The sequence below is a fragment of the Streptomyces coeruleoprunus genome (genome assembly GCF_039542925.1).
Taxonomy (GTDB): domain Bacteria; phylum Actinomycetota; class Actinomycetes; order Streptomycetales; family Streptomycetaceae; genus Streptomyces; species Streptomyces coeruleoprunus.
The window spans coordinates 7,088,278-7,114,691 of record NZ_BAABIT010000001.1 but is presented as its reverse complement, the minus strand read 5'-3'; the positions used below and the strand labels follow the sequence as shown (position 1 = coordinate 7,114,691).

Genomic DNA, 26,414 nt, shown 5'->3' with positions numbered 1-26,414 from the left:
GTGTCGCGGTCGTCGGCGTCCGCGGGGAAGTCGTCGTCCCCGTCGGCGGACCTGTGGGCCGACCTGTCGGCTGACCTGTCGCCGTACCTGTCGGCGGACCTCTCGACAGACCTGTCGGCGGACCTGTCCTGGGTCCTCTCGGCGGGCCGGCGGCGCCGGCTCGTCGCACCCTCGTGCAGTTCCGCCCGGGGCCTGCCGCGTGCGCGCAGCGCCCTCACTTCGGCGCGCAGGCGCTCGTTCTCGTCCTCCAGCTCCTCCCAGCCGTCGGCCCGTGACGACAGGGCGGGATCGCGCTCCCACCAGTCGATGCCGATCTCCCTGGCCTTGTCGACCGAGGCGACGAGCAGGCGGAGCCGGATGGTGAGGAGCTCGATGTCGAGCAGGTTGATCCGGATGTCGCCGACGATGACGATGCCCTTGTCGAGCACGCGCTCCAGGATGTCGGCGAGGTTGGCGCCCTGTGCCTGGCCGTACGGGGTCAGCGCCCGCGCGGGCGAGGCGCCGGGGGAGTCGGATGCGGTCACGGCGGACTCGACCTCGATCCCTTGCCCTCAGCGCTTCCGCGCCGCGCGCCGGCGCGGCGGCTTCCCGTCGTCCTCCCCGCCGCCGGCGTAGCCCTCGTCCCGGTCCTCGTACCGGTCCCCCGGCTCGTCCTCGTCCTCCCGGTCCTCCTCGTACTCGTCCTCGTCCTCCTCCTCGTACGCGTCGTCCGCGTCCCTGTCCTCCGCCTCCTCGTCGTCCTCGAACTCCTCGTCCTCGTACTCCTCGCCGTCCGGGGTCTCGTCGCGGCCGCCACGCGCCTCCTCGCCGGACCGGTCGCCCCCCTCGTCGGGCCCGCGGACGACCTCGCCGCCGTGGATCTCGCCGCGCCAGCCGCCCGTGGCCTCGCCCCGCAGCATGACGAACGTCCGGAACGCCTTGAGGTCGAGCCGGGCGCGCCGGCCCTGGGCGCGTACGAGGCTGCCCGCCTTCTCGACGATGCCCTTGGGGAAGTACTCCATGACGAGGAGCACCTTGGTGAGGTTCTCGCCGAGGGGGTGGAACGTGACGACGCCCTTGGTGGTGCCCTTCGCGCCCTCGGAGGTCCAGGCGATGCGCTCGTCGGGGACCTGCTCGGTGATATGGCCCTGGAACGCCCGGGTGGCCTTGGCGATCTTCACTTCCCACCGGGTCGTGGTGTCGTCCTCCTGCTCGACGTCCACCACGCCCTTGGCGAACCGGCTGAACTCCTGGAACTGGGTCCACTGGTCGTACGCCTCGCGCACCGGGACGCCGACGTCGATGTCCTCGATGACCGTCATGGTCCTGCGGCCGCCGTCGGGGGCGGCGTGGTGGGCGTCCGGGGTCCTCCCGGTCGCCTCCTTGACCTTGTCCACCACCGCGTCCTTCGCGTGGGAGGCGGTGTCCTTGGCGTGCGTGGCGGTGTCCGCGACGTGCGAGGCGGCCGAGGTGAGCGCCGTGGCACCGGGGGAAGCGCGCTCCGCCAGCTTCCTGCCGCTCCGGCCCAGGGCGTGGGTCAGGGCGCGCGGGCCCATGGGCGCCGTGCCCAGTCTGGCCGCCGCCGCTCCCATGCGGTGGCCGACGCCGGTCAGCGCCTTGTCGAGCCGTGCTTCGAGGTAGGCCTCCAGTTCCTGCGTGAGCCGGTGGGAGCCGGGATTGCGCAGCACCCCGCTCCTCTCGCTCCGCCCGCCCTTGTCGTCAGCCATCGTCCCGCCTCCTCGCACTCCTCGAACGGGTCCCCCTCGGCGTGGGCGACGCGGATGCCTTGGCCGTCGTCCGCCGGGCCGTGCCCGCGGTCTTCTTCGGTGCCGCGGTCGTGGTCCGGTGCGGGGACGCGGTCCGCCGGGCACGGGGCTCCTCCGGCTCCTCGGCCTCCTCCGGTTCCTCGGCCTCGTCGGCCTCCTCCGGCTCCTCCGGCTCCTCGGCCTCGGGTTCCTCGGGCCCGTACTCCTCGGGCTCCTCCTCGCCCCGCCGGCCCCGCTCGTCCTCGTCCTCGTCCACGCGCTCCCGGCGGCCCTCGTCCTCGTCGCGGCTCCCTCCCCGCAGACCCTCCGTCCGCTGGTGCAGGGCGTCGGCAAGGCGCTCGGCCTTGGCGCTCAGCACCGTGGTCGCGGCCGCCTTGCCGGCACTGGCCAGCTCGCCGCGAACCTGCTCGTTGACGTTGCTCAGGAAGGGTGACCGGGCGAGGGACCTGCCCAGCTCGCCGGGCTTGACACGCGATCCCGCGAAGGCCAGGGCCAGCCCGAGAGCGAGCTTGGCCTTCTTCGTGCGGCCCAGCACATAGCCTCCGACTATGGCGGTGCCGATCTTGGTGTTGTTCATCATGCCGGTTCTCTCCTCGCCCCTCGGCCGCCTCCGCCGCCCGGTGATCGCGGGAGGGGAGGCGGTCGCCGGTTCACAGGCCGCCCGGGCCGGCCCTGCGAAGCTGGTAGGCCCTGATCTCTTCGAGCCGCTCCAGGAGCTGCTCCTCTCGGTGCGCGAACTCCTCCTCGTCGATGTCGCCCGCCTCCCGGGCCCGCTCCAGCCCGGCCAGTGCCTCCTGGACGGGGCTGGGGTCGTAGTACTCCTGCTCGGCGGCCTGCACGACCTTGTCGAGCACCCAGCCGACCCCTCTCAGCGGAGCGAGGGGCAGCGCGAGGATCTCGATCAGCAGTCCCACGGCGCCTCCCTGGTCGCGGGCGAACGGGCCGGGTCAGGCGAAGCTGTACGGCGGCAACGGGCCCCGGACCCGGAGTTCGACTCCTTCGGCCTGGCTCTTCGCCAGTTCTTCGGCGGCCTTCGCGAACGCGTCGGCACGATCCCGGTCGACGAGGAACGAGACGTTCACGAAGTACTGCTGGGACGGCTCGGACAGGTTCTCGGCATAGGCGTGCGGCCGCAGCGCGGAGAGCACCGATCCGGCCAGGGCGTCCTGCCGTGCCTGCACCTCCTGTGCGACGAGCTGGCCGAGTTCGAGCCGCTCCTCGTAGGTTCCGCCGCCTTCCCGGGTCGCCTCGTTCAACTGCCGGACACGTTCGGACTCGTCGACGACCTGCCGCAGAACGGCCTCTTCCTCCTGGAGGCCCTTCACGTTGAACTCCACCCGGTCGGTGAGCTCTTCGAGCCGCTTCCGGAACTGCTCGGCTCCCTGCTCCAGGACCGCGCGGACGGCGTCCTCGTCCGCGGCGACGAACCCGAAGCCGAGGGGCAGCGTGACGCCGTCGGACGCCAGGCGTTCCTGCACCGCGTGGTGCGCCTCGACTTCCGCGCGCCCCGCGGACAGCTCCTCCGGCGCCTCACTGACGACGGCGCACAGCGAGTCCCCGCGGACCGCCCGGAGCCGGGTGCCGGAGCCGCCGACGCCGGTCAGGCCTTCGAGGCGTACCGGATGCGATTCCTCGGTGATGGCGTAGACGTACAGAGGCATCGTCAACCCCCGTCCTCCGACGAACGCCGGGTGCGGCTGTGTTCGCGTCGCCCGTCGTCCCGGGAGTGCGTCTCCTTCTCGTGGCGGGGCCTTCTCTCCGCCTCCGCCTCCGCCTCGCGTCCACCGGTCAGGGACTCGGTGAACGCCTCGACCGCGCCGGTCAGTGCTCCTTTGCTCTTGCCCCTGGCGCCTCCCTCGGCGGTGTCCTCCACGATGTCGGAGAGCTGCGCGGGGGCCTTGCGGCCGGTCTCCAGGTCGAGGCGGTTGCAGGCCTCGGCGAAGCGCAGGTACGTGTCGACACTCGCCGCCACGACACGTGCGTCGATCTTGGCGAGTTCGATTCCGACGAGGGACACCCGGACGAAGGCGTCGATGACGAGGCCCCGGTCGAGGACCAGCTCCAGGACGTCGTAGAGGTTCCCCGACCCTCCGCCGGGTCCGGGTACCGCGCCGCCCTGCTGCATCACAGTCACAATGTCTTCCCTTCGCTGAAGGGCCGGGCGCCGCGCTAGCGGTCCTCCCGGTCGATCTGGGCGCGCGTGTAGCGCTTCCCGCGCTCGTAGCCCAGCAGTTGGCCCCCCGGACCCAGGACGACCTCGTAGCTGGCCATCACGCTGGTGGTCTCGGGGATCCGCTCGAGCTCGACCACCTCGACCTCCGCCGTCCAGCCCTCCTCCGTCGGCTTGAGTGCCGAGACGGACTCGGGGGCCCGCCCCAGCAGCTCGGTGAGCTGCTCGGTCGCACGGCGCAGCGCCTCTGTCGCCGGCACCCGTTCCTGCGGGGCGTCGTCCGGTTCGCGCGACCGGCGTTCGGCGTGGGCGGAGGCTTCCTTCTTGCGCGTGTCGTCACTCGTGACGATCACCCTCTTGGACCATTTTCGCCCTGTACGGACTTGTTTCTCGTGAAACTTCCTGAATTCCACCGTATCCTCCGCGCCCCGCTTTGGCCACGACGCGGCAGGCCCGCGCGGACGCGGATACGGAACACGGCTACCGGGTGGCGTGATCTTGACGCTAAGCTCCCCACACCCTTCTTGATTTGTTCATGGCACGCTAGGAACCTTCACATGCGTATACGTCTTTCGCAGGCCGCCCTGGGCGCCGCCATGGCGGCGACGCTGCTGCTCGCCTCCCCCGCCGTCGCCGCCGACACCGCCACGGACGTCCCGGCGTGGACCCTCACCGAAGGCACGGACGAGGGCGCGGACACGACCGGCACCCCGAGGACCCTGTCCGCGTACTCGCTGCCGCCGGACAGCTGGTGCGTGTCCACCTACGGCTCCAAGGTCTGCTTCGAGCACCACGGGGACGTGGTGTGGGTACTGGACACCGCGTCCGACGGCATGTCGGCGATCGGCGGCGTCTACACGGACTATGGGCGGGCTCCGGAGGCGTGCCGCAACAAGTCGGGCTACAACCGCTGGGTGTCGTGCGACAAGGACTACGCCGAGTCCGGCAACATCCGCCTGCGCGCCCTGCGGTACGACGGCGACACCGGCAAGTTCTACCTGCCGGACGCCTACTCGGGCTGGCTGCCGGTCGACGGCAGCTGGTAGTCCGCCGCCGCCCCGGCTCGCCCGGACGGGGCGCGGCACCACGCCCGGGGGCGGCATCCGCGTACGGATGCCGCCCCCGGGCCCCTGCCGACTGCGGGCGAGGTGTTCAGCGGCTGCCCGTGAGGCGGGCGAACACCACCACGTTGTCCGCGTAGTAGCGCTTCGACGGGTCGTACCGGCCGCCGCAGGTGATCAGCCGGAGTCCGGCATGGTCGATGTTCTTGTACACCTCGACGGTGGGGAAGCGGTTCTTCGCGTACTGGCCGACGCGGTCGACGGTGAACTCCGCGGTGCTGCCGTCCTCGCGGGCGACGTCGATCCTGTCGCCGGGCTTCAGCGAGGACAGCCGGTGGAACACCGAGGGCGCGCCGTTCCAGCTGACGTGACCGGCGATGACGGCCGGCCCGCGGGAGCCGGGCGCCGGCCCCGGCACGTACCAGCCGGCCTTGTCGGGGTCGCGCGGCGTCTCCATGGTGCCGTCCTTCTGCTGCCCCAGGTCCTCCAGCGTGGAGGACACGGCGATCGACGGGATGGAGATCTCGCGGGGGGCCGCCCTCGCCAGCTCCCGTGCGCCGGCACCCTCCGCGGCCTGCCCCGGGGACGCCGCCCCCGACGGGCCCCGGCCGTGGGCGGAGCCGCCGTGGGCCGGCTGCTGGTCCTGCCGCTGGGCCGCCGGGGCCGACCGCGGGGCCTGTCCTTGCGTACCCGCGCACCCGGTGACCAGCAGCAGCGCCGCCGTCGCGCAGGCCGCGGCCACCCTGCCGTACGTATCGCGAAGGGTCACGCGGCGCTCCGGTCCGTCGGCTCGCCGGGGCCCCCGGGGAGCGGCCCGGCCGTGGTCGCGGTCCACCGGCCCCGCCGCAGGGCGAGGACGCCGGCGCCCGCCACGAACCCCACGCCGCCCGCGCCCACCAGCAGGCCCGTGACGCCGCCGCCCTCGGCGGAGCCGCCGCCCGTCTCGACGCCGCCGACGGGGATCGAGCCGACGGCCGCGCCCTCCACCAGGCCGCAGACCGCCGGGGCGGTGGCCTCCTGCGGGAGCTTCGGGTCGAGGTCGCTCTTGCCCGCGCCGAAGTCGTACTGGCCGTCGCCGTTGCGGTCGAGGCCGTGCTGCACGACGTGCAGGTCCTTGATGTGGTCGGCGACGTCCTGCGAGACGGTGATCGTGCGCTCGTAGGAGAGCCTGCCGTCCGCGTCGGCGACCGGCATGCGGTCGACGGCGAGGCCACTGTCGGCGGAGGTGTCGCCCTCGGTGGTGAGCGAGATGTTGATCGCGCCGTAGACGGGCAGGCCCTCACTGGTGGTGACGATGCCGTCGCCGTCCTTGTCCGCACTCGCGTCCGGGCAGCGGAAGTCGTGGCCGTCCGTCGAGCCGTGGATGTGCTGCGCGTGCGGCTGGCCCGGTGTGAGCCCTTCGGACTCGATCTTCACGGTGAGCCGGGTGCCGTCGAGGCTGAGCATGACCGTGCCGTTGGCGCCGGAGTCGTTCAGCGGGTCGAGGTCGATCTGGAAGGCCGTCGCCTCGGCGGCCGCGGGGGAAGCGGTGGCCGCCGTGAGGGCGAGGGCGGCGGGCAGGGCGAGGAGTACGGCGAGGCGTGTGGTGCGCTGAGCTGTCACGATCGTGGGTTCCCTTCCGGCGGCCGCCGGGATGAGGGGGACGGCGGCCGCTGTTCGTACGGACGGCACGTCGGGTACGCGCCGCGGTGTGGGGGTGGGGGGTTGGCTCGGGGACGCGGGGTGGCGCGGGTACGCGCGGTGGCCGCGTACGCCGGAGGCTGGGGGCTACGCGCCGGAGTTGGGGGTACGCGCGGAGGCTTGAGGTCGCGCGGATGCCTGGGTGCGCGGGGATGCTGGGGGTACGCGCAGCGGCTCAGGCCGTGCCGGTGCCTGCCGCCGGTGCGGGGGCCGGGGGCTGGGCGCGCTGCGCGGGGTGCGGCGAGATGGAGGCGACGGGCGCGGCCTCGCCGAGGTGCCCGGTGTGGGGGCGGGGCCGGGTCGCCCGGTCGGGGCCGGCGGCGCCGAGTGCGGCCGCCGCCGGCCCGGTGTGCGTCGTACGGCCGTTCGCCTCGGGCCCGTTGGCCACGGACGACCAGGTACGGAGGCGGTGGCTGGCCGCCTCGTCCAGGGTCACGGGGCCGCCGCGCTGCTCGGCCAGCCTGCTGGCCTCACGGCCGAGGGCGGCCACGTCGTCCCAGCGCAGGCTGAGCACGACGGCGAGTTCCGCCCCGCCCTCGGGGAGGCCTCGCACCATGGGTTCCTTGCGATCGGTCATGTCCGCTCCTGTCATCGACGCAGAGGGGTGTCCCCGCGCCCGGCCGCCGGCGGGCGCGGGTAGCCGCTAGTACGCACGACAGGAGCGCCATGTTCAGAACAGGCCGTGCCGGAGTCGCGCGGGACACCGGCCGGGGCCGCGCCTACAGCCCGTACCGGCCCTTCAGACGGCGCCAGAAGTCGCGGTACATCCACGCGTCGAACTCCGTGACGCGGTCCGCCGTTCCGGCCCGCATGAGGAAGCCGCCGACGCCCGTGGGGGTCCGCGCACCGACCATGTACTCACTGCCGATGCGCTGCCCCCAGTCGCCGCCCGCGCCGCCGCGGAAGCCCTTCATGAGCCAGAGCGACCACCGAGTCGCCGCCGGGACGGGGAACGTTGCCTCCGCCGGGGGGCCGGCCAGGGCGGAGGCATCAGGCCGGCGAGCCCGTTCGAGTCGAACTCTAGTATGGGCCCGCCGGCGGAGACTTCCGCCCGCGTCCACGAACGAACAGGTGGTGGATATGGCCTACTTGGCCGCTGCCCTGGCCCTGGTCAGCGCCTCCGCGCAGCACTCGGGCGCAGCTGTCGAACGCCTGAAGGCGTTCGAGACCGAGCACGGGCGCGCGCTTCCGGCCGCGGTGCGCGAGTGGTACTCCCTCGCGGAGGCCCGGACGATCCTGGAGCCGTCGGACAACGGGGACCACGTCTATGCGGTCGACGAACTGGGCGGCTCGGCGACCTACTACTGGCCCGGTGACGACGACGAGTGGCCCGAAGACCTGGACGAGCAGGAGGAGCGCCACTTCGATCCCGTGGCCATGGGCCTGCTGCCCTTCCTGGAGGAGAACCAGGGCGTCTACTGTCTGGCGGTGCGGCTGGACGGCTCCGACGACCCGCCCGTGGTGCTCTCCTGGGACGGCGTACAGCCGGACACCTGGCAGCCCCACGCGTCGCGTTTCTCCGAGTGGGTCCACACGCGCGTGTGGGACCTCCCGCTGCTGCGCGGCTCCGGCACGCTCAAGGGCGGCCTGAAGGAGGTGACGGCAGCCGACCTGGAGGTCCTGGCCCGACGACTGCGGGAACGACCGTCGACGACCACGGACAGCCCCTCGCCCGGGCCGGCCCAGGTATGGCGCCGGTTCGCCGGCACCGACGCCGGCGACGACCAGCGTGTGCTCCTTCTTTCTCCGCACACCGACGGTGGCACCTGGACCGTGTACTTCTGGGCAGCGTCCGACGACCTTCTGGTGGACCTGGTGACCGCGGTGCGTTCGGTGCTCACCTTGCACGGGGACCTGACCCCGGCCCACGGACCCGACGACGTGGCCGAACGCGCTCTGGAGCGCCTGAACTCCTGAACCGCGGCGGCGGACTCTAGGCCGTGTGCGACGGGTTCCGGGTGCCCGGCCCGTCGGACACGACCTCCCGGAGGACGGCCGCGAGTTCGCGCCAGCCGCTGCGGGCGAACGTGCCGCGCGCGTCGGTGGCGACCTGCACGGCGATGTGGTCGGCGCCGGCCTTGTGCCGTTCGGCGAGCCCTGCCGCCACGTCCTCGGGCTTTCCCCGGAGGAAGAGCGCGTCGACGAGTCGGTCGCTTCCTCCGCCGGTCAGGTCGTCCTCGGTGAACCCGGAACGCAGCCATGCGGACCGGTAGTTGGCCAACGGCAAGTAGGGGGCGAGCGTGTCCCGGGCCCGGGCGCGTGCCGTTGCCGCGTCGGCGTGCAGGACGACGGTCTGCTCCAGGGCGAGCACCGGTCCCGGCCCCAGGAGTTCCCTGGTCCTGGTCACGTGCTCGGTGTCGACCAGGTACGGGTGGACACCAAGGGTCCGGCGGGCCGCCAGCCTGGTCATCCGGGGCCCGTGCGCCCCGACCAGCCGGGCGGAGGGCGGCAGCGCGACGGCCGCCGAGTCCAGGGCGTCCAGGTAGCCGGCCATGGCGGTGTAGGGGCGCCGGTACGTGCCGACCACTTCGGCGTGGCTGACGCCCAGGCCGACCACCAGCCGCTCCCGTTGATGTGCCGGCAGTGCGCCGTACGCGCCGGCCAGCCGGTCCGCGGGCCGGTCCCAGATGGAGACGCAGGCGGTGGCCACGGTGACACGACGCGTCGCGTCCAGCACCCCGGCCGCGCGCAGCAGGTCGCCCCGCGGATTGCCGCCGGGGTCACCGCCCAGCCACAGCGTCCCGAACCCGAGTTCCTCGGCCTCCGCCGCGGCGTCCGCGGCCTCGCAGGGGTCGCCGTGGGTGAACGCCAGGCTCCAGATCCCGAACTTGCCGAGTTCCATGGGCCCTCCTGATGTCGGTGCCGCCCTTCTTATCCGGGTGGCCACCGCCACCGCCAGAGCGTCGAGGTCGGAGGTGCGCTCGGACCGGCTCAGGTGCGTCCCTTGCCGAGCATCTTCTCCATCTGGGCGATCTCGGCGTTCTGGGTGGTGGTGATCCGGTCGGCGAGCTGCTTGGCCTGCTCGTTGACGCCGTCCTTCTTCTCCGTACCGGCCATGGCCACCGCGCCCTTGTGGTGCTCGATCATCATCGTCAGGAACATGGTGTCGAAGGCCTTGCCGGAGGCGCGTCGCAGGGCGTCCATCCGGTCCTCGTCCATCATGCCGGGCATGGGCGAGGCGTCCATGTCGTGCCCGTGCTCCATGTCCGTCCCCTCGGGCACCTCCTCGCCCCAGGCCTTCAGCCAGCCGGACATGGTCGCGATCTCGGGGGCCTGGGCCTTCTCGATCTTCCGGGCGAGGTCCTGTACGGCCGGCGAGGCGCCCCGGCCCTCGGCCATGCCGGACATGGTGACGGCCTGCCGGTGGTGGACGATCATGTCCTGGGCGAAGGCCACGTCGGCGTCGTTGTGCCGGCCGGCGGCGGGCGCGGCGGATGTCGTGGCACCGGGCGACGGGGTCCCCGTACCGCCGTATCCCCCGTCGTCGCCGCACGCGGTCAGGGCCAGCGCGGCCATGCCCGAGGCGAGGAGCAGTGCGGCACGGCGCCGCGTCGTGGGGGCATGTGGTCCGGTCATGACGAGGCCTCTCCGATCCGTGCTGCGGCGGCACGGCCCGCTTTCCGCCGTGCGACGCCGGTCCGCGGTCAGCGTAGGCACGCGCCGGGCGGACGCGCCGTCCGGACGCCGCGGACGGGGGACGCCCGTCGCGGCCCGGTCCGCCCCGTCAGCCGAGCGCCGCGCCCCGCCACACCAGCAGCGCCACGTCGACGCCCGCCACGGCGATCGACGCGAGGAACGGCACCCGCGGGTGGCGGCGGCCCACGACGACGACCACCGGCGTGGTGGCCCCCACCGCCGCGAGCGCCACCGCGCCCGCGACGCCCAGCGGCTCCGGCCCCGCGAGCGCCAGCAGCAGGGAGGCCAGGAGCAGCGGGAGCGGCATCAGCAGGCGCGCCTTCGCCGGGCCCAGCCGCTGGGGCCAGCCCCGCACCCCCGTTTCCAGGTCGGCCGCGATGTCCGGCAGGACGTTGCCGAGATGGGCGCCCACGCCCAGCAGCGCCCCGGCGGCGACGGCCCACCAGGCGGGCCACGGGCTGCCGGGCAGGCCGAGCGCCACGAAGGCCGGCAGGGCGGCGAACGCCACGGCGTACGGCAGCCAGGACAGTGCCGTCGCCTTCACGCCGAGGTTGTAGGCCCACGCGGCGGCGACGGCGACGAGGTGGACGCTCCCGGCGAGCGCGCCGCAGGCCAGGGACAGCGGCACGGTCAGCGCCAGGGCCACGAGGCTCGCCGCCCGTACGGCCGGGGCGCCGACCGCGCCGGACGCCACCGGTTTGTCGTGGCGGCCGACCGCGCGGTCGCGTACGGCGTCCACGGCGTCGTTGCACCAGCCCACCGAGAGCTGCCCCGCCAGCACCGTGGCGGCGATCAGGAGACAGGTGCGGGCGTCCTGCCCCGCCGACGCGGCCAGGGCCGTCGTCAGCAGGGTGACGGCGGCCGCGGGAACGGGATGACAGGCCATCAGCAGCCCCGTCACCGGCGGCGGTCGTCGCCGACCTGCGGCGGCGCCGACGTCCTGCGTGTGCGTGGCGTCCACGCGGCGATCGTAGGCGCCAGGCGGGCGATCACGTGGTACGGCCGCGCCGCTCCCGGGCACACATGGCGTCACGCCGTCCGCACCAGGGAGCTTCATGACCCGGATCGCAGCCGTTCACGGAGTCCCGGCACCGCACCGGCACGCCCAGAGCGACATCACCGACATGGTGGCCCGTTCGTGTCTGCCCGCCGGGGCCGACCGGCGTGTCCTCGACCGCCTGCACGCCGGGGCGCAGGTGCGCACCCGCCATACGGCGCTGCCCCTCGACCGGTACGAGGAGCTGCGCGACTTCGGGGCGGTCAACGACGCGTTCATCGCGGGGGCCGTGGACCTCGGCGCCCAGGCGGTGGCCGGGGCGCTGCGGGAGGCGGGGCTGTCGCCGCGGGACGTCGACCTTCTGCTGTTCACCTCGGTGACGGGCATCGCCGCGCCCTCCGTGGACGCCCGGCTCGTGGGGCGGCTCGGTCTGCGGCCGGACGTGCGACGGCTGCCGGTGTTCGGCCTGGGGTGCGTCGCCGGCGCGGCGGGCGTCGCCCGGCTGCACGACTGTCTGCACGGCTGGCCGGACCGGGTCGCGGTACTGCTCGCCGTGGAGCTGTGCTCGCTGACGTTCCAGCGTACGGACGCGTCCGCGGCCAATCTGATCGCGACGGCGCTGTTCGGGGACGGCGCCGCCGCCGTCGTCGCCTGCGGTGCCCGGCGGCGTACGGCGGGGGCGGCGGACGGCCCGACCGTGGTGGCGAGCCGCAGCCGTCTGTACCCGGACACCGAGAGGCTGCTGGGCTGGGACATCACCGGGTCGGGTTTCCGTGTCGTCCTGGATCCCTCCGTGCCGGACGTGGTGCGCAAGAACCTCGCCGACGACGTCGACGGCTTCCTCTCCGACCACGGTCTGGACCGGCGGGACGTGACGGCGTGGGTGACCCACGCGGGCGGGCCGAAGGTGCTGGACGCGGTCGCGGAGGCGCTGGAACTGCCGGACGGTGCCCTCGACGTGAGCCGCCGCTCGCTGGCGGAGGTCGGCAACCTGTCGTCGGCGTCCGTGCTGCACGTCCTGCGCGACACCCTGGCCTCGGGGCGCAGACCGCCCGCGGGCACGCCGGGTCTGCTGCTCGCGATGGGCCCGGGTTTCTGCACCGAACTCGTTCTGTTGCGCTGGTAGGAAGCGGAGAGCACGACATGATCTGGTACGCCCTGCTGGTGCTGGCGACCGGCGCCGAGCGCGTCGCGGAACTCGTGGTGGCCCGCCGCAACGCGCGCTGGAGCGTGGCGCGCGGCGCCGTGGAGTACGGGCGGCGGCACTACCCCGTGATGGTGACCCTGCACACGGGTCTCCTGGCCGGCTGCCTCGCCGAGGTGTTGCTGGCGCCGCGGCCGTTCCACCCGGTGCTCGGCTGGGCCATGGCGGCCGTGGTCGTCGCGGCGCAGGGCCTGCGCTGGTGGTGCGTCAGGACGCTGGGGCCGCGCTGGAACACACGCGTCCTGGTGGTCCCGGGCCTGCCACTGGTGACGGGCGGGCCGTACCGGTGGCTGCGCCACCCGAACTACGTGGCGGTGGTGGCCGAGGGCATCGCGCTGCCGCTCGTCCACGGCGCGTGGCTGACCGCGACGCTGTTCACGCTGGCCAACGCCGTGCTGCTGACGACACGGATCCGCTGCGAGGAGTCCGCCCTGGCGCGGGCGGCGAACCCGGCGACGACCGCAGGCGCGGGGGCGGGCCCGACGACGGCCACAGGCGTGGAGGCAGGCCCGGCGACGACCGCGGGCGTGGAGGCACCGGGCCTCTCAACGGCCACCGGCATGGAGGCGGCGGGCCCGACGACGGTCGCTGACCTGCACGCGGCCGGGCCGACGACAGTCACCGGCCCGGAGGTGGCTGCCCCGACGACGGCCACTGACCTGCACGCGACCGACCCGGCGACGACCGCCGAGGTGCGGGCCACCGGCGCGGGGGCGGCCACCGGCATGGAGGCGCCCGGCCCGGCAACGGCCCGAGGCATCGAGGGGCCCGGGCCGACGACAGTCACGGGCTCGGAGGCGGCTGCCCCATCGACGGCCACCAACGTGGAGGCGGCAGCCCTTTCGGCGGCCAGCGGCACGGAGGCGCCCGGACCGGCGACGTCCCGAGGCATGGAGGGGGCCGGGCCGGCGACAGTCGCGGGCATGGACCCGGCAGCCCCGACGACGGCCACTGACCTGCACGCGGCCGGGCCGGTCACGACCGCCGAGGCGCAGGCCACCGGCGCGGGGGCGGCGGCTGGGGGCGGCGGGCCCGCCGCCCCCGGGCGGGGCTTCGTGCCGGGGCTGCCGCGGTGATCGACCTGTTGGTGGCGGGCGGTGGGCCCGCCGGGCTGGCGGTGGCCATTCACGCCACGCTGGCCGGGCTGGAGGCCGTCGTGGTGGAGCCACGTCCCACCCCGGTGGACAAGGCGTGCGGCGAGGGCGTCATGCCGGGCGGCGTGCGGTCGCTGTGCGCGCTGGGCGTCCGCCCGGCCGGCCACGACCTGCGCGGCATCCGGTACGTGGACGGCGAGCACCGGGTGCAGGCCGCGTTCCGCGACGGCACCGGGCTCGGGGTGCGCCGCACGGAGCTGAGCGCGGCGCTGGCGCGCCGGGCCGGCGAGCTGGGCGTGCGGATCGTGCCCGGCCGGGTCGGCGAGGTGCGGCAGGGCCCGGACGGCGTGAGCGCCGCGGGGCTGCGGGCCCGCTGGCTCGTCGCGGCGGACGGCCTGCACTCCCCCGTGCGCCGTGCGCTGGGCCTGGACCTGCCGCCCGGCCGCGGGCCCCGGCGCTACGGGCTGCGGCGCCACTACCGCGTACCGCCGTGGTCCGACTACGTCGAGGTGCACTGGTCGCGTGCGGGCGAGGCGTATGTGACACCGGTCGCGGACGACCTCGTCGGCGTGGCCGTGCTGAGCACGGCGCGGCGCGGCTACGACACGTACCTGGACGGCTTCCCCGAGCTGGCGGCGTGCCTGCGCGAGGCCCCGGCCGTGAACGGGGTGCGCGGCGCCGGGCCGCTGCGGCAGCGGGTGCGGAGCCGGGTGGCGGGACGGGTCCTGCTGGTGGGCGACGCCGCGGGTTACGTCGACGCGCTCACCGGCGAGGGGATCGCGCTCGCGCTGGCGTCGGCGGAGGCGGCGGTGCGGTGCCTTCGGGCAGGGCGGCCGCAGGCGTACGAGCGGGCCTGGTGGCGGCTGTCCCGTCGGCAGCGGCTGCTGACGGAGGCGCTGGTGCGGCTGAGCTGCCGCCGCGAGACCGCCCGGCTGATCGTGCCGGCCGCGGCCCGTATGCCGGCGGTCTTCACGGCGGCGGTGCGGGCCCTGCAGTGAGCGGCGCCGTGCAGCCACGCGATGGGCGGCGGCCATGCAGCCCTGCGGTGGGCGGCGGCCGTACGGCCCTGCAGTGAGCGGCGGCCACGCGCCTCGCAACGGGCAGCTGCCGCGCTTGTCCCGCAGTTGGCTGCAGCCCCGCGCCTCGCAGTGGACGGCAGCCACGCGCCTCGCAATGAGCGGCGACCGGACAACCCGCTGTGAGCAGATGCCATGCACCCCGCAGTGGGCAGCGGGCGTACGGCCCGCAGCGAGCGGCGGCCACGCGCCTCCCGGTGGATGACAGCCACGCGCCTCGCAATGAGCGGCGACCGGACAGCCCGCCGTGAGCAAATGCCATGCACCCCGCAGTGGGCAGCGGCCGTACGGCCCGCAGCGAGCGGCGGCCACGCGCCTCCCGGTGGATGACAGCCACGCGCCTCGCAATGAGCGGCGACCGGACAGCCCGCCGTGAGCAGCTGCCTTGTACCCCGCAGCGAGCGGCGGCCACGCGCTCGCAGTGGGCAGCCGCCGCGCGTGCCTCCCAGTGGGCAGCCGCCGCATGCCGCGTACCGAGCGGCGGCCGTACTCGCCCTCCTGTGACGACGGCTGTCCCTGCCTGCGGTGACGACCGCTGTCCCTGTCTCCCGTGACGGGCGAGCCCAAAGCCCCACCAGCAGGGCGAGGCCCCGTGGCCCCGGAAGCGAACGGGCAAGGCCCAGGCCCCGGAACCGGCCGGGCGAGCCCCCTGGCCCCGGGACCGGCCGGGCAAAGCCCAGGCCCCGGGACCGCACGGGCGAGCCCCCCCTGGCCCCGGAACCGGAGGGGCGAGGCCCAGGCCCCTGAACCGGCCGGGCGAGCCCCCCGGCCGGGACCGGCCGGCGACCCCCCTGGCCCCGCGAGCGGCCGGCGAGCCCCCGTCCCCGGGACCGGCCGGGCGAGGCTCTGGCAGGGGCTCCGGCCGCCGTGCGGGGCGCCCGCGGCGGCGCACCGCACGAGCGGCGGATACTTGACGCGTGAACGTGTCCGCGCCGGGGCTCACCGGGCTGCGGGAGAGGCTCGGCCACGCCGTGTTCGTCCGGGTCGCGGGCCCGGAGGGACCGGTCAACCGCGCCCGGATCCACGGGACGCCCGGCCCTCGCTGGTTCGGCCCCGACCGTCCCATCCGTACCGTCCACGGCGACGCGTCGATGTTCGTGGGCGGGCTCCGGGCCCTGCTGCTCCAGTCCCTGCACCCGCTCGCGATGGCGGCCGTGGCGGGCCACTCCGACTACCGGGGCGACCCATGGGGGCGCCTCCAGCGCACCAGCACGTTCCTGGCGGTGACGACGTACGGCACCGCCGACGACGCCCGGCGGGCGGTGGAGCGGGTGCGGGCGGTGCACGACCGGGTCCACGGGTACACGGCCGACGGGGAGCCGTACCACGCCGCCGACCCGCACCTCCTCGGCTGGGTGCACGTCGCCGAGGTCGACAGCTTCCTGACGGCCCACCAGAGATACGGCGCGCACCCCCTGGACGACCAGGGGTACGACGGGTACGTCGCCGACGCCGCGCGCGTGGCGAGCGAGCTGGGCGTGGTCGACCCGCCGCGCGACCGGGCCGAGCTGGCGGCCCGCCTCGCCGCGTACCGCCCGGAGCTGCGCGCCACGCGGGAGGCGCGCGAGGCCGCCCGGTTCGTGCTGCGCCGTCCGCCGCTGCCCTGGCCGGCCCGGGGGCCGTACGCCGTGCTGGCGGCGACCGCGGTGTCCCTGCTCCCGCCCTGGGCGCGTGAGCCCCTGGGCCTGCCGTACCTGCCGCGGGTCGAGGACACGGTCGTGCGGACGGCGGGCCGTGCGCTGGTCGGCACGATCCGCTGGGCCCTCGCGCCTCCGCCGCCCACCCGCGACACGCTCTGACCGGGGACGAGGTCAGCTCTTGGCCAGGGTGCGGTCCAGGAGGGGGAGCAGGCGGTCCCAGTGGCGCTTCAGCCCGGAGGCGCTGAAAGCGTCGGTGTCGGACATGGTGAACCCGTGGACGGTACCGGGATAGATCTCGGAGGTGTAGGTGACACCCGCGGCGTCCAGGGCCCGGTGGAGTTCGCTGAGGGCCTCGGCCGGCATGTCGTTCCCGGAGAGGCCGAGGTGGACCTCGGCGGTCAGCTCGGGGATGAGGCGGTGCGGGCTGTCGGGCGCGTCGGTGACGAGGAAGCCGGGGTGGAATCCGGCGACGGCGGCCACCTGGCCGGGGTGGGCCGTCGCGGTGCGCATCGCCAGGGCGCCGCCTATGCAGTAGCCGATCGCGGCGACCGGTCCGGTGCGGACCTGCGGCCGGGTGGTGAGGAACCTGAGGTAGGCGTCGGCGTCGCGCAGGATCCGTTCGGTGGTGTGCTCCTCGAGCAGGGGCATCAGCCGGCCGACGACCGCGGGCCGGATCTCCGCTCCGATGTGCTCGGGGAGCTCGACCACCGGGGCCGGGCCGTGCCGGTAGTAGAGGTTGGGGACGAGCACGAAGTAGCCGTGCCCGGCCAGTTCGCGGGCCCTCTTCTCCAGCTCGGGCCGCACGCCGAAGGCGTCGGTGTACAGCAGCACCCCGGGGTGCCGCTCGCCGCCGTCGGGGAAGGCGGCGAAGGCGTCGGCCTGACCGTCAGGGGTGGGAATCTGCAGTGTCTCAGTGGGAATGGCGGATCTTCCTTCCTGGAGTTCGCCCCGACGAACGTTAGTGGCACTAACAGTGTCGGCGCGGGTGAACGTATATCATTAGCCGGACTAACGCAATGGGTAGGATGGCCGCCATGACCAGAGCCGAAGCCGCAGACGTGCCCGACGACGGCGCGCCCCGGACGCCCGACCGACTGCGCGGGCGGGCGAGCCGACTGCTGTCGCAGCTGTCCACGCGGTCGGACCGGCTGATCAACGAAGGGCTGGCCCAGGCCGACGCCCGCAAGTGGCACTACGCCGTGCTCGCCTCGCTGCAGGATTTCGGGCCCGGCAGCCAGGCGACCCTGAGCAGGCGCACCGGCATCTACCGCAGCGACATGGTCGGCGTGCTCAACGAACTGGCCGAGCGTCAGCTCGTCGAGCGGACACCGGACCCCGACGACCAGCGCCGCAACATCATCACGATCTCCGCCCAGGGCCGCCGTCGGCTGCGCCTCCTCGACAAGGTCCTCGACGAGCTGCACGACGAACTGCTCGCCCCGCTGAGCGCGGCGGAACGCGACCAGTTCGTGCGGTTGCTCACCCGCTTGCTGGACCACCACACCGGGACCTCCTGACCCGGGTGTGAGCGGCAGCCCGGGCGCCCGACCGCAGGGCACGGCGCGCCCGCCCGGAGCGCGGCCGCCCCGACCGCAGGGCACGGGCGCGGCCGGCCGGGGCCGGTGCACGGCGTCGTAGGGTGAGGGCCCGGGTGTCACGCCGACCCGGCGTGACACCGCGCCCGACCCGCGACGACCCCCAAGGAGATCCGCCGTGCCCGCTCCGCGTATGAGCAGTACGCCTCTGCCCGGCATCGGAGTCCGCTACGACCTCACCACGCGCGAGCACCGTCGTCTGTCGGTCGTCGCGCAGCGCGACGGCGGGCGGGTCCTCAGTGCGTACCGTACGGACGACCCCGACGCCTGCGCGCTCTCGGTGAAGTTGACGGCGGGTGAGGCCGAGGCGCTGATCGACGCGCTCATGCCGTGCCACCACAGCCCCAACCTGCTGTCCACGACCGGTCTGGGCCTGGTCGCGGAGCGGATCGAGCTGCCTGCCGCCTCTCACTGGAACGGGCGCGTGCTGGGCGAGACGCGTCTGCGCACCGAGACCGGAGCGTCGATCGTGGCGGTGCTGCGGCGGGCGGACGCCATCCCGGCGCCGGGGCCGGACTTCCGGCTGGCCGGAGGGGACACGCTCATCGTGATCGGTACGCGCGAGGGCGTCGACGCCGCCGCGGCGATACTCGGCCGGGAGTGAACGCGTGCACTCCTCCGCGGTCTTCCTGATCGAGTTCGGTGCGATCATCCTGGGCCTCGGGCTGCTCGGGCGGATCGCCGGACGGCTGAAGTTCTCCCCCATACCCCTCTACCTCCTGGCCGGACTCGCCTTCGGTACGGGTGGACTGCTGCCGCTGGGCGCCAGCGAGGAGTTCGTGGCGATCGGCGCCGAGATCGGCGTCATCCTGCTCCTGTTGATGCTGGGCCTGGAGTACACCGCTACCGACCTGGTCACGAACCTCCGGACGCAGTACCCGGCGGGGCTCGTGGACGCGGCGCTGAACGCCCTGCCGGGTGCGGCGATGGCGCTGCTGCTGGGCTGGGGGCCGGTCGCCGCCGCCGTGCTGGCCGGCGTCACCTGGATCTCCTCGTCGGGCGTCATCGCCAAGGTGCTGGGCGACCTCGGGCGCCTCGGCAACCGCGAGACGCCCGTCGTGCTGAGCATCCTGGTCCTCGAAGACCTGGCCATGGCCGTCTACCTGCCGATCATCACGGCCCTGCTGGCCGGCGTCGGCCTGGCGGCCGGCAGCCTCACGCTGGCCATCGCGCTGGGCCTGGCGGGCCTGGTGCTGTTCCTCGCGCTGCGGTACGGGCGGCTCATCTCCCGGTTGGTGTCCAGCGACGACCCGGAGAAGCTGCTGCTCGTGGTGCTCGGCCTGACCCTGCTGGTCGCGGGGCTCGCCCAGCAGCTGCAGGTGTCGGCCGCCGTCGGGGCGTTCCTGGTGGGGATCGCGCTGTCGGGCGAGGTCGCCGAGGGGGCGCACCATCTGCTCAGCCCGCTGCGCGATCTGTTCGCCGCGGTGTTCTTCGTCTTCTTCGGCCTCCACACGGACCCGGCCAGCATCCCGCCGGTGCTGTTGCCGGCGCTCGCGCTCGCCGTGGTGACGACCGCCACGAAGATCGCCACGGGGTACTGGGCCGCCCGGCGTGCCGGGATCTCCGCCAAGGGGCGCTGGCGCGCCGGTGGCGCCCTGGTGGCGCGCGGGGAGTTCTCCATCGTCATCGCCGGGCTCGCGGTCACGGCCGGCATCGAGCCGTCCCTCGGGCCGCTGGCCACGGCGTACGTGCTGATCCTGGTGATGGTCGGGCCGCTCACCGCCCGCTACGCCGAGCCCGTCGCCGGCCGTCTCACCGCGCGCCGCCGTGCGCGGGGCTCGGTGGCCGGGGCGGCGGCTCCGGACGGCCGGCTGCCGGCTCCTCGGGAGGAGTCCCTGGAGCCGCTGGGCGGGTCCGACCGCGTGTGACTTTCCGTCAGATAGCGGTGGCGAGGCGGACGGACCTGCCCGGGCGGGGGAAGTGGCACCGCCAGTCGGGGGTGGCTCCGAAGGCCAGCAGGGCGGCGTGCGCGGCGGCGATCAGCGCCGGCCCGTCGCCGTCCCGCAGGACCGTCGGCAGCACCGCCACGGTCGGGCGGGAGTGCCGGGCTGCGACGATACGGCGCAGGTAGACGCGCTGGTCGGGGTGGGGGCCCACTTCGAGGAGGATGTCCGCCCCGTCCTTCAGCGCCGCGTCGACGGCGTGGGCGAACCGGACCGGCCGGCGGATGTTCTGCCACCAGTAGCCGCCCGTCAGCCGGTCCCCCCGCAGGCGGCCCCCGGTCACGGACGAGTAGAACGGCACGTCGCCCTCGTGCGGCGTCAGTCCCTGCTCGCCGGCCAGGAAGGCAGCGCGCTGCGGGTCCATGGCGGAGCTGTGGAAGGCGGAGTCGAGGACCAGTCCGCGGTGGAAGACGCCCCGCTGTTCCAGGCGCGCGCACCACTCGTCGAGTACCGCCGGGTCACCGGCGACGGACACGTCCTGCGGGCTGTTGATGCCGGCCAGCTCCAGGCGGCCGCCGAGCGCGGCGAGTTCGGCGAGTGCGTCGGCGTGCGGGAGCCCCACGGCGGCCATCCTGCCGCTTCCCGTGGTCGCGGCCATGGCCCGGCTCATCGACGTGACCAGGTGCGCGGCCTGGGTGAGGGTGAGCGCGCCGGCGGTGTGGGCGGCGGCGACCTCGCCCAGGCTGCGGCCCAGCACCATGCGCGGCCGGAACCCGCGGTCGCGCAGGAGGGCCACGAGCCCCACCTGGAGGGTGAACAGCAGGGGCTGGGCGATGTCCGTGGCGTCGAGGCGCCACGGGCCGGGCGGCGTGGTGAGGCGGTCGGTGACGGACCAGCCCACCAGTGGGGCCAGTTCGCGGTCGACGTCCTCGACGGCCCCGCGGAAGGCGGGTTCCTCCTGGAACAGGTCGGCGCCCATGCCCGCCCACTGGGAGCCGTCGCCGTTGAAGACGAGCGCGACGTGACCGGTGTGCACCGCTTCGGCGCGGGCGGCGGCGCACGCCTTCCCGTCCGCCGCCCCGGCGGGGCGCTCGTGGCCGTCGCCGACGAGGCCGGCGAACTGCCGTGCCGCCTCCGCGGGGCAGTGGGCCAGCGCCACCGCGCGGTGCGGGTGGGGCGCGCGGCGCAGGCAGGACGTGTAGGCGAGGTCGTAGAACTCGTCGGACCGGACGTCGTCCAGGTGCCGTACGTTCCGCAGGATCGCGTGCGTCAGCGCGTCCTCGGTACCGGCGCTGATCATCAACGGCAGCACACCGTCGGGCGGCGTGCGGCGTCGCGGGTCGTCCATCGGGTACCTCCGCGATGACGGTCGCTGCGGTATCGCGTTCTGGCCCCGTGAACGCCACGTGAGGCGTCCGGCCGCGTCGCGGACGAGCGGTGCTTCCCGCTTCCCGGCCGCCCGCCGCTGTGCACGGGCGGGCGCGGCCCCACTCCTTCGGTACGGTACCGCGCCGCCGGGTGGCGCGCGCGGGGAGAGCCCCGGACCCGCACGCGGGCCACGGTCGGGGCGTCCCCCGCGCACGGGCGCTGGGAAGGGCTGTCCCCCGCAACCCGGGCGCGGGTGCGGGGGACAGCCCTGCGGCAGGGCGTCGGGCGGGCTAGGTCGTGTCCGGCGGATCATGCCTGGGCCGCGGGGTCTGGCACGCGCTCCCCCAAGCCCTGACGGGCAGGGGGGACCCCCAGCGGCGTTGTCGTCGGTCGCGATGGCTCCGCCATCCCTCCCTCCTCCGCCTTGCAGCCGCACGCACCAGACCCCGCTCACCAGCAGTCAAAGGCACCGCCCAGCGATGTCGGCATGATCCGCCGGACACTCCCTAGCTGCCGCCCGTCCTGCGGCGCCGGACCCACCACGTGAGCGCGCCGCCCGCGACGGCGAGCGCCGCGGCCACGGCGGCGATGAGGCCGACGGGGGTGCTGTTGCCGGTGTCGGCGAGGTCACCGTCCGGGTCCTTGGCCGGCGGGGTCGTGCCGTCGCCGCCGGGCGTGGACGGGCCGGGTGCCGGGGTCGACGGGTGGTCGGTCGGCTTCGGGTCGTCCGGGCCGGTCGGGCTCGGTGTCGGCTTCGGGTCGTCGGGGCTGGTGGGCTGGTCGGAGCTGGTCCCGCCGAGGTAGGCCGTGTCTCCCTCCTGGTAGGTCACCTCCGCCTGGACGGACGTCCTGGTGGTCTTGTCCAGGCCGCGGTACTGCGTGGCGAACTGGGCGCGGCTGATGTCGCGCTTCGGCGCCTTGGAGAAGTCGACCCCGCCCATGGACAGGATCCACACCTTGCCGCCGTAGACGCGCTCGAACTTGTAGTCGCCGTTCTTGAACGAGTGGACGTACTTGTCGTAGACGGTCTTCTTGTCCCAGTCCTTGTTCTCGCCCCTGAGCGGCCACCGCTTGACGTCGTTGCTGTTGATGATCTTGCGGAAGTCGGTCGGGGCGACCGCGTCCTGCCGCCGGACGTACTCGGCGGCCACCCGCGAGGAGTAGACGCGGCGCAGGTCGGCGTAGGACGCGTCCTCGTTGACGCGGCGCTCCAGCTCGGGCTGGATCATCGTGCGGATCAGGGCCTCGGCCTGCTTCGTCTGCGCCTCCGTCAGCCTGCAGGTGGCGGGTGGCACGTCCGGCCCGGTCGGGACCTCCATGTTGACCTTCAGCGGCGCGTCGAGGATGTAGATGCCGCCGTCCTGCTCCCGGACCTTCGCGGGCTTCGGGGTGATCCACTGGCGGATGACGGGCAGGCAGGGCATGCCTTCCGGGGTACGGGGCGCCGCGCGCCAGAAGCGTTCCCCCCGCTCGTACTTGTCGGGGTTCATCGCATCCGCGTAGTCGTGCTTGAGGGTCAGGTCGGCCTCCAGCAGGACGCGTCCGGCGTCCGTCCTGGCGAACTCCTTGTCCATGATCACGTCGGGGCGGACCGGGTTGAGGTTGACCCAGAACCTGTCCGGGGTCAGGGCGAGCCAGGTGAAGAAGGCGTCCGAGGCGAGCTGGAGCTTGGCGTCACCGCCGTAGCCGGGGTTCTCGTCCGGGTCCTTGACGTAGTCGGCCTTCATCGAATAGTCGAGGCCCTTGCCCTTGACGGGGCTGCCGACGTAGTTGATCTCCAGGGTGGAGAAGTCGATGCCACCGGGCCCGCGGCCGAAGTAGCCGCCGCCGTTGTTCTGGTTGTACATGGCCTGGAGCCGGCGTGCTTCCTCGACCGTCTTCCCGGACCGCAGGGCCTGGTCGATGATCGGCCCCCGGCCGCCCTTGAGCGGATCGGGGTTGAACCGCTTGTCGTAGTTGGTGTAGACGTTCGGCTTCTGGGTGCGCTCGATGGCGTTCGACCGGCGCTCGTTGACGCCGGCCTGGGTGCGGTTGGTGCCCCGGTCCCGCTTGAGGTCGTCGTCGAACTGCTTGATCTTGTTCTTGGTCGGCCCCTCGGTCCTGGCACCGGTCAGGTACCGGAACGTCGACTTGGGCTTCTCCTTGGCGATCTGCCGGTCCGCCTTGAGCTGGTCGTCCTCGATCCGGCCGTTGGACTTCATCTCGACCTTGCGCTCGGTGCGCCGGTTGTGGGCGTCCACGACGCGGGTGCGCTTCTCGCCGGTCTCGGGGTCGGTGTACTCGATCGGGTCCTGGCACCACCAGTCGGGGCCGATCATGTTGTACTTCTTGACCATGCGGGCCTCGAACGCGTCACCCCGGAGCGGGTTGCCGTGGGCGCCGATGTAGCGGACGTCGAGGAAGCGCCTGAAGTCCCGGTAGCCCTTCGGGCTGTCGTACTGCTTGTTGTAGCGGGCGTAGATCTCCATGACCTTGTCCGCGGGGTTCTTCGTCCGGTTGTACTTGCGCTGCCACTTGCGATAGTTCGTTCCCGCGGCCGCGCGCTGGGCGTCGGTCGGCGGCAGCACCCCGTCGTAGGCCTTCGCGGGGTTGTCGTAGGTGTAGTTCTCGTCGTTCGGCCACGCGTCGTACGGAAGGCCGTCCGGCGGCCCGGAGTTGGGCGGCGTGGTGGGGAACTTCTTCCCGAGGAACTTCTCGTCGCACCGCACCGGCTTGACGTTCGGCCCCTTGGCCGCCTCCGCCTCGTCGAGGGCCGGCAGGCCGGTGAGGGTCACCGCCGCTGTGGCGGTGAGGGCGAGCGCGATGCGCGCCCACACGCGCCCGCGGCGCGCAGGTCGGTCTGTCCGCATGCTCACTGACTTCTCCCCCTGGGAACCCCGTTGATGTCAGGAGAGGTGCGCGGCGCCGTGGGCTCCGAGGTCAACTGGTCTTGGTGCGCCGGCTGTTGCCACTCTAGGGGCGGGCCGGCCGGGCACCCCCGGATGGGGACGGCATGTCCCCGCCAACTCCCTCGTTCCTTCACATCGTCACGTCAGAACTCCTCGAACCCGTCGGGCTCACCCATCCAGGTGTCCTCCAGGTCTCCGGTGGCCTCTTCCGTGTGCCGGACGCGGAACACGGACAGGGTGCGGCCGGTACGCAGGAGCGGGCTGACGTGCCCGAGCACGAGCCGTGTCAGGCTCTCCCAGGGGAAGGACCCGGGGGCGGCATCGAGGTCGATGCCCCGCCGCTCCAGGTCGTCGGGGTCGATACCGAACGCGTCGACGACCTCGTGCGGGGTGCCTTCGAGGTCCCAGTCCCCCTCACCGCTCCACCCCGCGGCGAACAGGCGCGCCCCCGCCGGGTGCCGGATGACGTGGGTGCCGTAGGTCATGGGGTGGTCGATCGTCGCCGAGCCGATGAGAACCGCTCCGGGGAAGCGCGCGGCCAGCTCGTCCGCCTGCTCCACGAGGGGGAGGGTTCCCCCGGTGTACACCAGGGCGGGGTCGTTGATCTCCGTCACCGTTCCCCAGCAGCCGACACCGACCAGGTCGAGGTCCGCGCGGGTGGAGAAGGGAGGCCGCTCGGTCGCCTCGATCCGGTCGACCTCGTCCACCACCGTGTCGACGGTGCCGAGGCAAGCGGCGAACTCCCGGGCCCGCTCCGGGTCGTGGGCGGGCAGCGCCCCTCCCCCGCCGGCGGGGAAGGGCGGCTCGATCAGGGTGAGCCTGAACTCGCCGTACCATGCGAGGCCCTGCTCCGGCGGGCACTCCCAGAAGTCGTCGTCGGTCATCGGATCGCCTCCGTGGATGTCAGTGGCCCGCCGCACCCGGGCGGGCCTGGGTGTGGGGGGCGGCGGGCGCCGGGCCCAGGGTGGTCGTGCCGGGCGCGGCGCGGTGGCCGAGTCCGGTGCGGTACGCGTCGAGGGCGGCCTCGACACGGCCCGTACGGCGCAGCAGGTCGCCCAGCAGCCGGCACAGGTCGGCGAGGTCTCCGGTCGCCCCGCTCCGCTCCAGCAGGCCCAGCGCCCGCACGTAGTGCTCCTCGGCCGCCTCGGTGTCGCCGCGCTCCTCCGCGATGAGGCCGAGGAGCCGGTGCGCGCCGCCCGCGTGCACGGCGCCGTGCCGGTCGCCGAGGTCCAGCAGCGCCGAGAGGAGTCCGGCCGCCTCGTCGTGGCGGCCGAGGCGCCGCAGCACGTCGGCGAGTTCGACCTCCACCTGGGCGGTGTAGAGAGCGGCGCGCTTGGCGGCCAGCATGTCGCGGGCGGTGCGCAGCTCGCGCTCCGCCGTGTCGAGTTCGCCGCGCTGCGCCTGGACGTAGCCCCGCATCCAGTGGCAGTGCGCCAGGTCGGTGCGCAGCCGCAGCTGCCGGTACATCGACTGGGCCTTGGCGAGGGAGGCGTCGGCGTCGGCGGTGCGCCCCTCGGCGAGGAACGTGCGGGCGACCTGCCGGTGCATGCCCGCGACCAGCGCCGGGTCCTTGACCTGCGGCGCCAGGGCGAGCGCCAGTTCCGCCGCGTGGGCGGCCCGCGCGTGCGCGCCCATGTCGATGTAGGGGCCGATGACGGCGGCGTACAGCATCACGAGCGCCTCGGGGTCGGCGAGGCCGCTCGTGTTCAGCTCGTCGAGGGTGGATTCGAGGAGGTAGCAGGCGTAGCGCAGCTCGCCCGCGAGGAGGTGCGCGACGGCGCGGCCCCGGATCGCGCGGGCGCGGCGCGGCAGCGGCTCGCCGGCCAGCAGCTGTTCGGCCATGGCGAAGTGCCGTCCAGCGTCGGAGAGTTGGCCCGCCTCCAGGGCGCAGTCGCCGAGGCCGAGCAGTGCCTCGGCCCGTTCGGGGAGGAGGTCCAGGCCTTCGGCGTCGGCGAGCAGCCGCCGGTAGTGGGCGGCGGCCTCGTCGGCGGACCCGGTGGCGAGGGTCCGCTGGGCGTCGGTCAGGGCGAGGCGGAGTTCGGTCGCCAGACGGGCGGGCCGGCCGGTGGCCAGCTCCTCGTACGTCGTGCCGAGGCGTGCGGCGAGGAAGCGCAGCGCCGTCTCGGAGGGCCGCACCTTGCCGGACTCCAGGGTGGAGATGTAGGCCGCCGTGTACGACGGCTCGGCCAGCTGCCGCTGGGTCAGGCCGCGTTCGGCGCGCAGCCGCTGCACCCGTCGGCCGATCTCGGCCGGTTCGTCCATGGGAACCCCCCTGGTCGCTCGAACTCCCCAGTATTCAGCGGGACCTGACCATTGCGCATCCACCGCGCCCAGCCCTACCTTAAGCCGCCTGTTCACCGTATTTAAGCCCTCACTT

At 74.0% G+C, this 26,414-nt stretch carries 25 protein-coding genes and 3 pseudogenes; 9 read left to right on the top strand and 19 right to left on the bottom strand.

Annotated features, from left to right (window positions below; all coding sequences use genetic code 11):
- Positions 1 to 196: 196 nt before the first annotated feature.
- The 7 genes and pseudogenes from ABEB09_RS31880 to ABEB09_RS31850 all read right to left on the bottom strand — a co-directional run.
- A pseudogene (locus ABEB09_RS31880) lies at positions 197 to 524 on the bottom strand (gas vesicle protein); the annotation flags it as partial.
- A 27-nt stretch (positions 525 to 551) separates the two neighbouring features.
- Complete coding sequence (locus tag ABEB09_RS31875) at positions 552 to 1,706, bottom strand: SRPBCC family protein (RefSeq protein ID WP_345693382.1); 1,155 nt, start codon at positions 1,704 to 1,706, stop codon at positions 552 to 554.
- A complete protein-coding gene (locus tag ABEB09_RS31870) occupies positions 1,699 to 2,325 on the bottom strand; it encodes an ABC transporter substrate-binding protein (protein WP_345693381.1) in 627 nt (208 codons plus the stop codon). Before ABEB09_RS31870 ends, ABEB09_RS31875 begins: the two co-directional genes overlap by 8 nt.
- Before the next feature lie 70 nt (positions 2,326 to 2,395).
- Positions 2,396 to 2,659, bottom strand: a complete 264-nt coding sequence (locus ABEB09_RS31865; protein WP_345693380.1) for a gas vesicle protein GvpG — start codon at positions 2,657 to 2,659, stop codon at positions 2,396 to 2,398.
- A gap of 33 nt (positions 2,660 to 2,692) precedes the next feature.
- On the bottom strand, positions 2,693 to 3,406 hold the full coding sequence (locus tag ABEB09_RS31860; protein WP_345694156.1) for a GvpL/GvpF family gas vesicle protein: 714 nt from the start codon (positions 3,404 to 3,406) through the stop codon (positions 2,693 to 2,695).
- 2 nt (positions 3,407 to 3,408) lie between these two features.
- On the bottom strand, positions 3,409 to 3,879 hold the full coding sequence (gene gvpJ / locus ABEB09_RS31855; RefSeq protein WP_380841348.1) for a gas vesicle protein GvpJ: 471 nt from the start codon (positions 3,877 to 3,879) through the stop codon (positions 3,409 to 3,411).
- 35 nt (positions 3,880 to 3,914) lie between these two features.
- A complete protein-coding gene (locus tag ABEB09_RS31850; protein ID WP_380841383.1) occupies positions 3,915 to 4,265 on the bottom strand; it encodes a gas vesicle protein GvpO in 351 nt (116 codons plus the stop codon).
- A gap of 207 nt (positions 4,266 to 4,472) precedes the next feature.
- On the opposite strand from ABEB09_RS31850, the gene ABEB09_RS31845 reads away from it, so the two are divergent.
- Positions 4,473 to 4,961 (top strand): hypothetical protein, encoded by a 489-nt coding sequence (locus ABEB09_RS31845; protein WP_345693378.1) that lies wholly within the window; start codon positions 4,473 to 4,475, stop codon positions 4,959 to 4,961.
- Positions 4,962 to 5,067: 106 nt separating this feature from the next.
- Here the strand turns inward: ABEB09_RS31845 and ABEB09_RS31840 are convergent, their stop codons facing one another.
- The 4 genes and pseudogenes from ABEB09_RS31840 to ABEB09_RS31825 all read right to left on the bottom strand — a co-directional run.
- Positions 5,068 to 5,745, bottom strand: a complete 678-nt coding sequence (locus ABEB09_RS31840) for a class F sortase (RefSeq protein ID WP_345693377.1) — start codon at positions 5,743 to 5,745, stop codon at positions 5,068 to 5,070.
- Positions 5,742 to 6,578, bottom strand: a complete 837-nt coding sequence (locus ABEB09_RS31835; protein ID WP_345693376.1) for a hypothetical protein — start codon at positions 6,576 to 6,578, stop codon at positions 5,742 to 5,744. Before ABEB09_RS31835 ends, ABEB09_RS31840 begins: the two co-directional genes overlap by 4 nt.
- Before the next feature lie 253 nt (positions 6,579 to 6,831).
- Positions 6,832 to 7,233, bottom strand: coding sequence for a hypothetical protein (locus tag ABEB09_RS31830; RefSeq protein ID WP_345693375.1), 402 nt, complete (start codon positions 7,231 to 7,233; stop codon positions 6,832 to 6,834).
- A gap of 142 nt (positions 7,234 to 7,375) precedes the next feature.
- A pseudogene (locus ABEB09_RS31825) lies at positions 7,376 to 7,582 on the bottom strand (hypothetical protein); the annotation flags it as partial.
- Positions 7,583 to 7,736: 154 nt separating this feature from the next.
- On the opposite strand from ABEB09_RS31825, the gene ABEB09_RS31820 reads away from it, so the two are divergent.
- Positions 7,737 to 8,573 carry an SMI1/KNR4 family protein gene (locus ABEB09_RS31820; RefSeq protein WP_345693374.1) on the top strand — a complete coding sequence of 279 codons (837 nt, stop codon included), beginning with the start codon at positions 7,737 to 7,739 and terminating at the stop codon, positions 8,571 to 8,573.
- A gap of 16 nt (positions 8,574 to 8,589) precedes the next feature.
- Here the strand turns inward: ABEB09_RS31820 and ABEB09_RS31815 are convergent, their stop codons facing one another.
- The 3 genes from ABEB09_RS31815 to ABEB09_RS31805 form a co-directional block, all read right to left on the bottom strand.
- Complete coding sequence (locus ABEB09_RS31815) at positions 8,590 to 9,498, bottom strand: TIGR03620 family F420-dependent LLM class oxidoreductase (RefSeq protein WP_345693373.1); 909 nt, start codon at positions 9,496 to 9,498, stop codon at positions 8,590 to 8,592.
- Between the two features lie 89 nt (positions 9,499 to 9,587).
- On the bottom strand, positions 9,588 to 10,232 hold the full coding sequence (locus ABEB09_RS31810) for a DUF305 domain-containing protein (RefSeq protein WP_345693372.1): 645 nt from the start codon (positions 10,230 to 10,232) through the stop codon (positions 9,588 to 9,590).
- Positions 10,233 to 10,380: 148 nt separating this feature from the next.
- Positions 10,381 to 11,253 carry a UbiA family prenyltransferase gene (locus tag ABEB09_RS31805; protein WP_345693371.1) on the bottom strand — a complete coding sequence of 291 codons (873 nt, stop codon included), beginning with the start codon at positions 11,251 to 11,253 and terminating at the stop codon, positions 10,381 to 10,383.
- Between the two features lie 94 nt (positions 11,254 to 11,347).
- On the opposite strand from ABEB09_RS31805, the gene ABEB09_RS31800 reads away from it, so the two are divergent.
- The 4 genes and pseudogenes from ABEB09_RS31800 to ABEB09_RS31785 all read left to right on the top strand — a co-directional run bounded on the left by ABEB09_RS31800 (position 11,348) and on the right by ABEB09_RS31785 (position 16,462).
- On the top strand, positions 11,348 to 12,415 hold the full coding sequence (locus tag ABEB09_RS31800; protein WP_345693370.1) for a type III polyketide synthase: 1,068 nt from the start codon (positions 11,348 to 11,350) through the stop codon (positions 12,413 to 12,415).
- A 17-nt stretch (positions 12,416 to 12,432) separates the two neighbouring features.
- A pseudogene (locus ABEB09_RS31795) lies at positions 12,433 to 12,936 on the top strand (isoprenylcysteine carboxyl methyltransferase family protein); the annotation flags it as partial.
- Between the two features lie 629 nt (positions 12,937 to 13,565).
- Positions 13,566 to 14,585: an NAD(P)/FAD-dependent oxidoreductase gene (locus tag ABEB09_RS31790; protein WP_345693369.1), complete on the top strand. Its 1,020-nt coding sequence runs from the start codon at positions 13,566 to 13,568 to the stop codon at positions 14,583 to 14,585.
- 995 nt (positions 14,586 to 15,580) lie between these two features.
- The gene (locus ABEB09_RS31785) at positions 15,581 to 16,462 is read left to right on the top strand and encodes an oxygenase MpaB family protein (RefSeq protein ID WP_345693368.1); all 882 of its coding nucleotides are present in this window, start codon (positions 15,581 to 15,583) and stop codon (positions 16,460 to 16,462) included.
- A 12-nt stretch (positions 16,463 to 16,474) separates the two neighbouring features.
- Here ABEB09_RS31785 and ABEB09_RS31780 read toward each other — a convergent pair whose 3' ends face one another.
- Positions 16,475 to 17,224: a dienelactone hydrolase family protein gene (locus tag ABEB09_RS31780; protein WP_345694154.1), complete on the bottom strand. Its 750-nt coding sequence runs from the start codon at positions 17,222 to 17,224 to the stop codon at positions 16,475 to 16,477.
- A gap of 113 nt (positions 17,225 to 17,337) precedes the next feature.
- Here ABEB09_RS31780 and ABEB09_RS31775 point away from each other — a divergent pair, with 113 nt between their 5' ends.
- The 3 genes from ABEB09_RS31775 (at position 17,338) to ABEB09_RS31765 (ending at position 19,766) form a co-directional block, all read left to right on the top strand.
- Positions 17,338 to 17,820 (top strand): MarR family winged helix-turn-helix transcriptional regulator, encoded by a 483-nt coding sequence (locus tag ABEB09_RS31775; protein WP_345693367.1) that lies wholly within the window; start codon positions 17,338 to 17,340, stop codon positions 17,818 to 17,820.
- A 211-nt stretch (positions 17,821 to 18,031) separates the two neighbouring features.
- Entirely contained in the window at positions 18,032 to 18,502 is a 471-nt protein-coding gene (locus ABEB09_RS31770) for a cation:proton antiporter regulatory subunit (RefSeq protein ID WP_345693366.1), read from the top strand.
- Between the two features lie 4 nt (positions 18,503 to 18,506).
- Positions 18,507 to 19,766, top strand: a complete 1,260-nt coding sequence (locus tag ABEB09_RS31765) for a cation:proton antiporter (RefSeq protein ID WP_345693365.1) — start codon at positions 18,507 to 18,509, stop codon at positions 19,764 to 19,766.
- A gap of 7 nt (positions 19,767 to 19,773) precedes the next feature.
- Here the strand turns inward: ABEB09_RS31765 and ABEB09_RS31760 are convergent, their stop codons facing one another.
- The 4 genes from ABEB09_RS31760 to ABEB09_RS31745 all read right to left on the bottom strand — a co-directional run bounded on the left by ABEB09_RS31760 (position 19,774) and on the right by ABEB09_RS31745 (position 26,299).
- Entirely contained in the window at positions 19,774 to 21,129 is a 1,356-nt protein-coding gene (locus ABEB09_RS31760; RefSeq protein ID WP_345693364.1) for an acyltransferase domain-containing protein, read from the bottom strand.
- 526 nt (positions 21,130 to 21,655) lie between these two features.
- A complete protein-coding gene (locus ABEB09_RS31755; protein WP_345693363.1) occupies positions 21,656 to 23,998 on the bottom strand; it encodes a hypothetical protein in 2,343 nt (780 codons plus the stop codon).
- A gap of 182 nt (positions 23,999 to 24,180) precedes the next feature.
- Complete coding sequence (locus tag ABEB09_RS31750; protein ID WP_345693362.1) at positions 24,181 to 24,921, bottom strand: DUF6333 family protein; 741 nt, start codon at positions 24,919 to 24,921, stop codon at positions 24,181 to 24,183.
- Positions 24,922 to 24,940: 19 nt separating this feature from the next.
- Positions 24,941 to 26,299, bottom strand: coding sequence for a tetratricopeptide repeat protein (locus tag ABEB09_RS31745; RefSeq protein WP_345693361.1), 1,359 nt, complete (start codon positions 26,297 to 26,299; stop codon positions 24,941 to 24,943).
- Between the last annotated feature and the right edge of the window lie 115 nt (positions 26,300 to 26,414).

Bases quoted from the DNA above. Each gene is read 5' to 3' on its own strand.
- ABEB09_RS31875 (WP_345693382.1), bottom strand. From the start codon at position 1,706: ATGGCTGACGACAAGGGCGGGCGGAGCGAGAGGAGCGGGGTGCTGCGC.
- ABEB09_RS31870 (WP_345693381.1), bottom strand. From the start codon at position 2,325: ATGATGAACAACACCAAGATCGGCACCGCCATAGTCGGAGGCTATGTG.
- ABEB09_RS31860 (WP_345694156.1), bottom strand. From the start codon at position 3,406: ATGCCTCTGTACGTCTACGCCATCACCGAGGAATCGCATCCGGTACGC.
- ABEB09_RS31845 (WP_345693378.1), top strand. From the start codon at position 4,473: ATGCGTATACGTCTTTCGCAGGCCGCCCTGGGCGCCGCCATGGCGGCG.
- ABEB09_RS31830 (WP_345693375.1), bottom strand. From the start codon at position 7,233: ATGACCGATCGCAAGGAACCCATGGTGCGAGGCCTCCCCGAGGGCGGG.
- ABEB09_RS31820 (WP_345693374.1), top strand. From the start codon at position 7,737: ATGGCCTACTTGGCCGCTGCCCTGGCCCTGGTCAGCGCCTCCGCGCAG.
- ABEB09_RS31815 (WP_345693373.1), bottom strand. From the start codon at position 9,498: ATGGAACTCGGCAAGTTCGGGATCTGGAGCCTGGCGTTCACCCACGGC.
- ABEB09_RS31810 (WP_345693372.1), bottom strand. From the start codon at position 10,232: ATGACCGGACCACATGCCCCCACGACGCGGCGCCGTGCCGCACTGCTC.
- ABEB09_RS31800 (WP_345693370.1), top strand. From the start codon at position 11,348: ATGACCCGGATCGCAGCCGTTCACGGAGTCCCGGCACCGCACCGGCAC.
- ABEB09_RS31775 (WP_345693367.1), top strand. From the start codon at position 17,338: ATGACCAGAGCCGAAGCCGCAGACGTGCCCGACGACGGCGCGCCCCGG.
- ABEB09_RS31770 (WP_345693366.1), top strand. From the start codon at position 18,032: ATGAGCAGTACGCCTCTGCCCGGCATCGGAGTCCGCTACGACCTCACC.
- ABEB09_RS31760 (WP_345693364.1), bottom strand. From the start codon at position 21,129: ATGGACGACCCGCGACGCCGCACGCCGCCCGACGGTGTGCTGCCGTTG.
- ABEB09_RS31755 (WP_345693363.1), bottom strand. From the start codon at position 23,998: ATGCGGACAGACCGACCTGCGCGCCGCGGGCGCGTGTGGGCGCGCATC.
- ABEB09_RS31750 (WP_345693362.1), bottom strand. From the start codon at position 24,921: ATGACCGACGACGACTTCTGGGAGTGCCCGCCGGAGCAGGGCCTCGCA.
- ABEB09_RS31745 (WP_345693361.1), bottom strand. From the start codon at position 26,299: ATGGACGAACCGGCCGAGATCGGCCGACGGGTGCAGCGGCTGCGCGCC.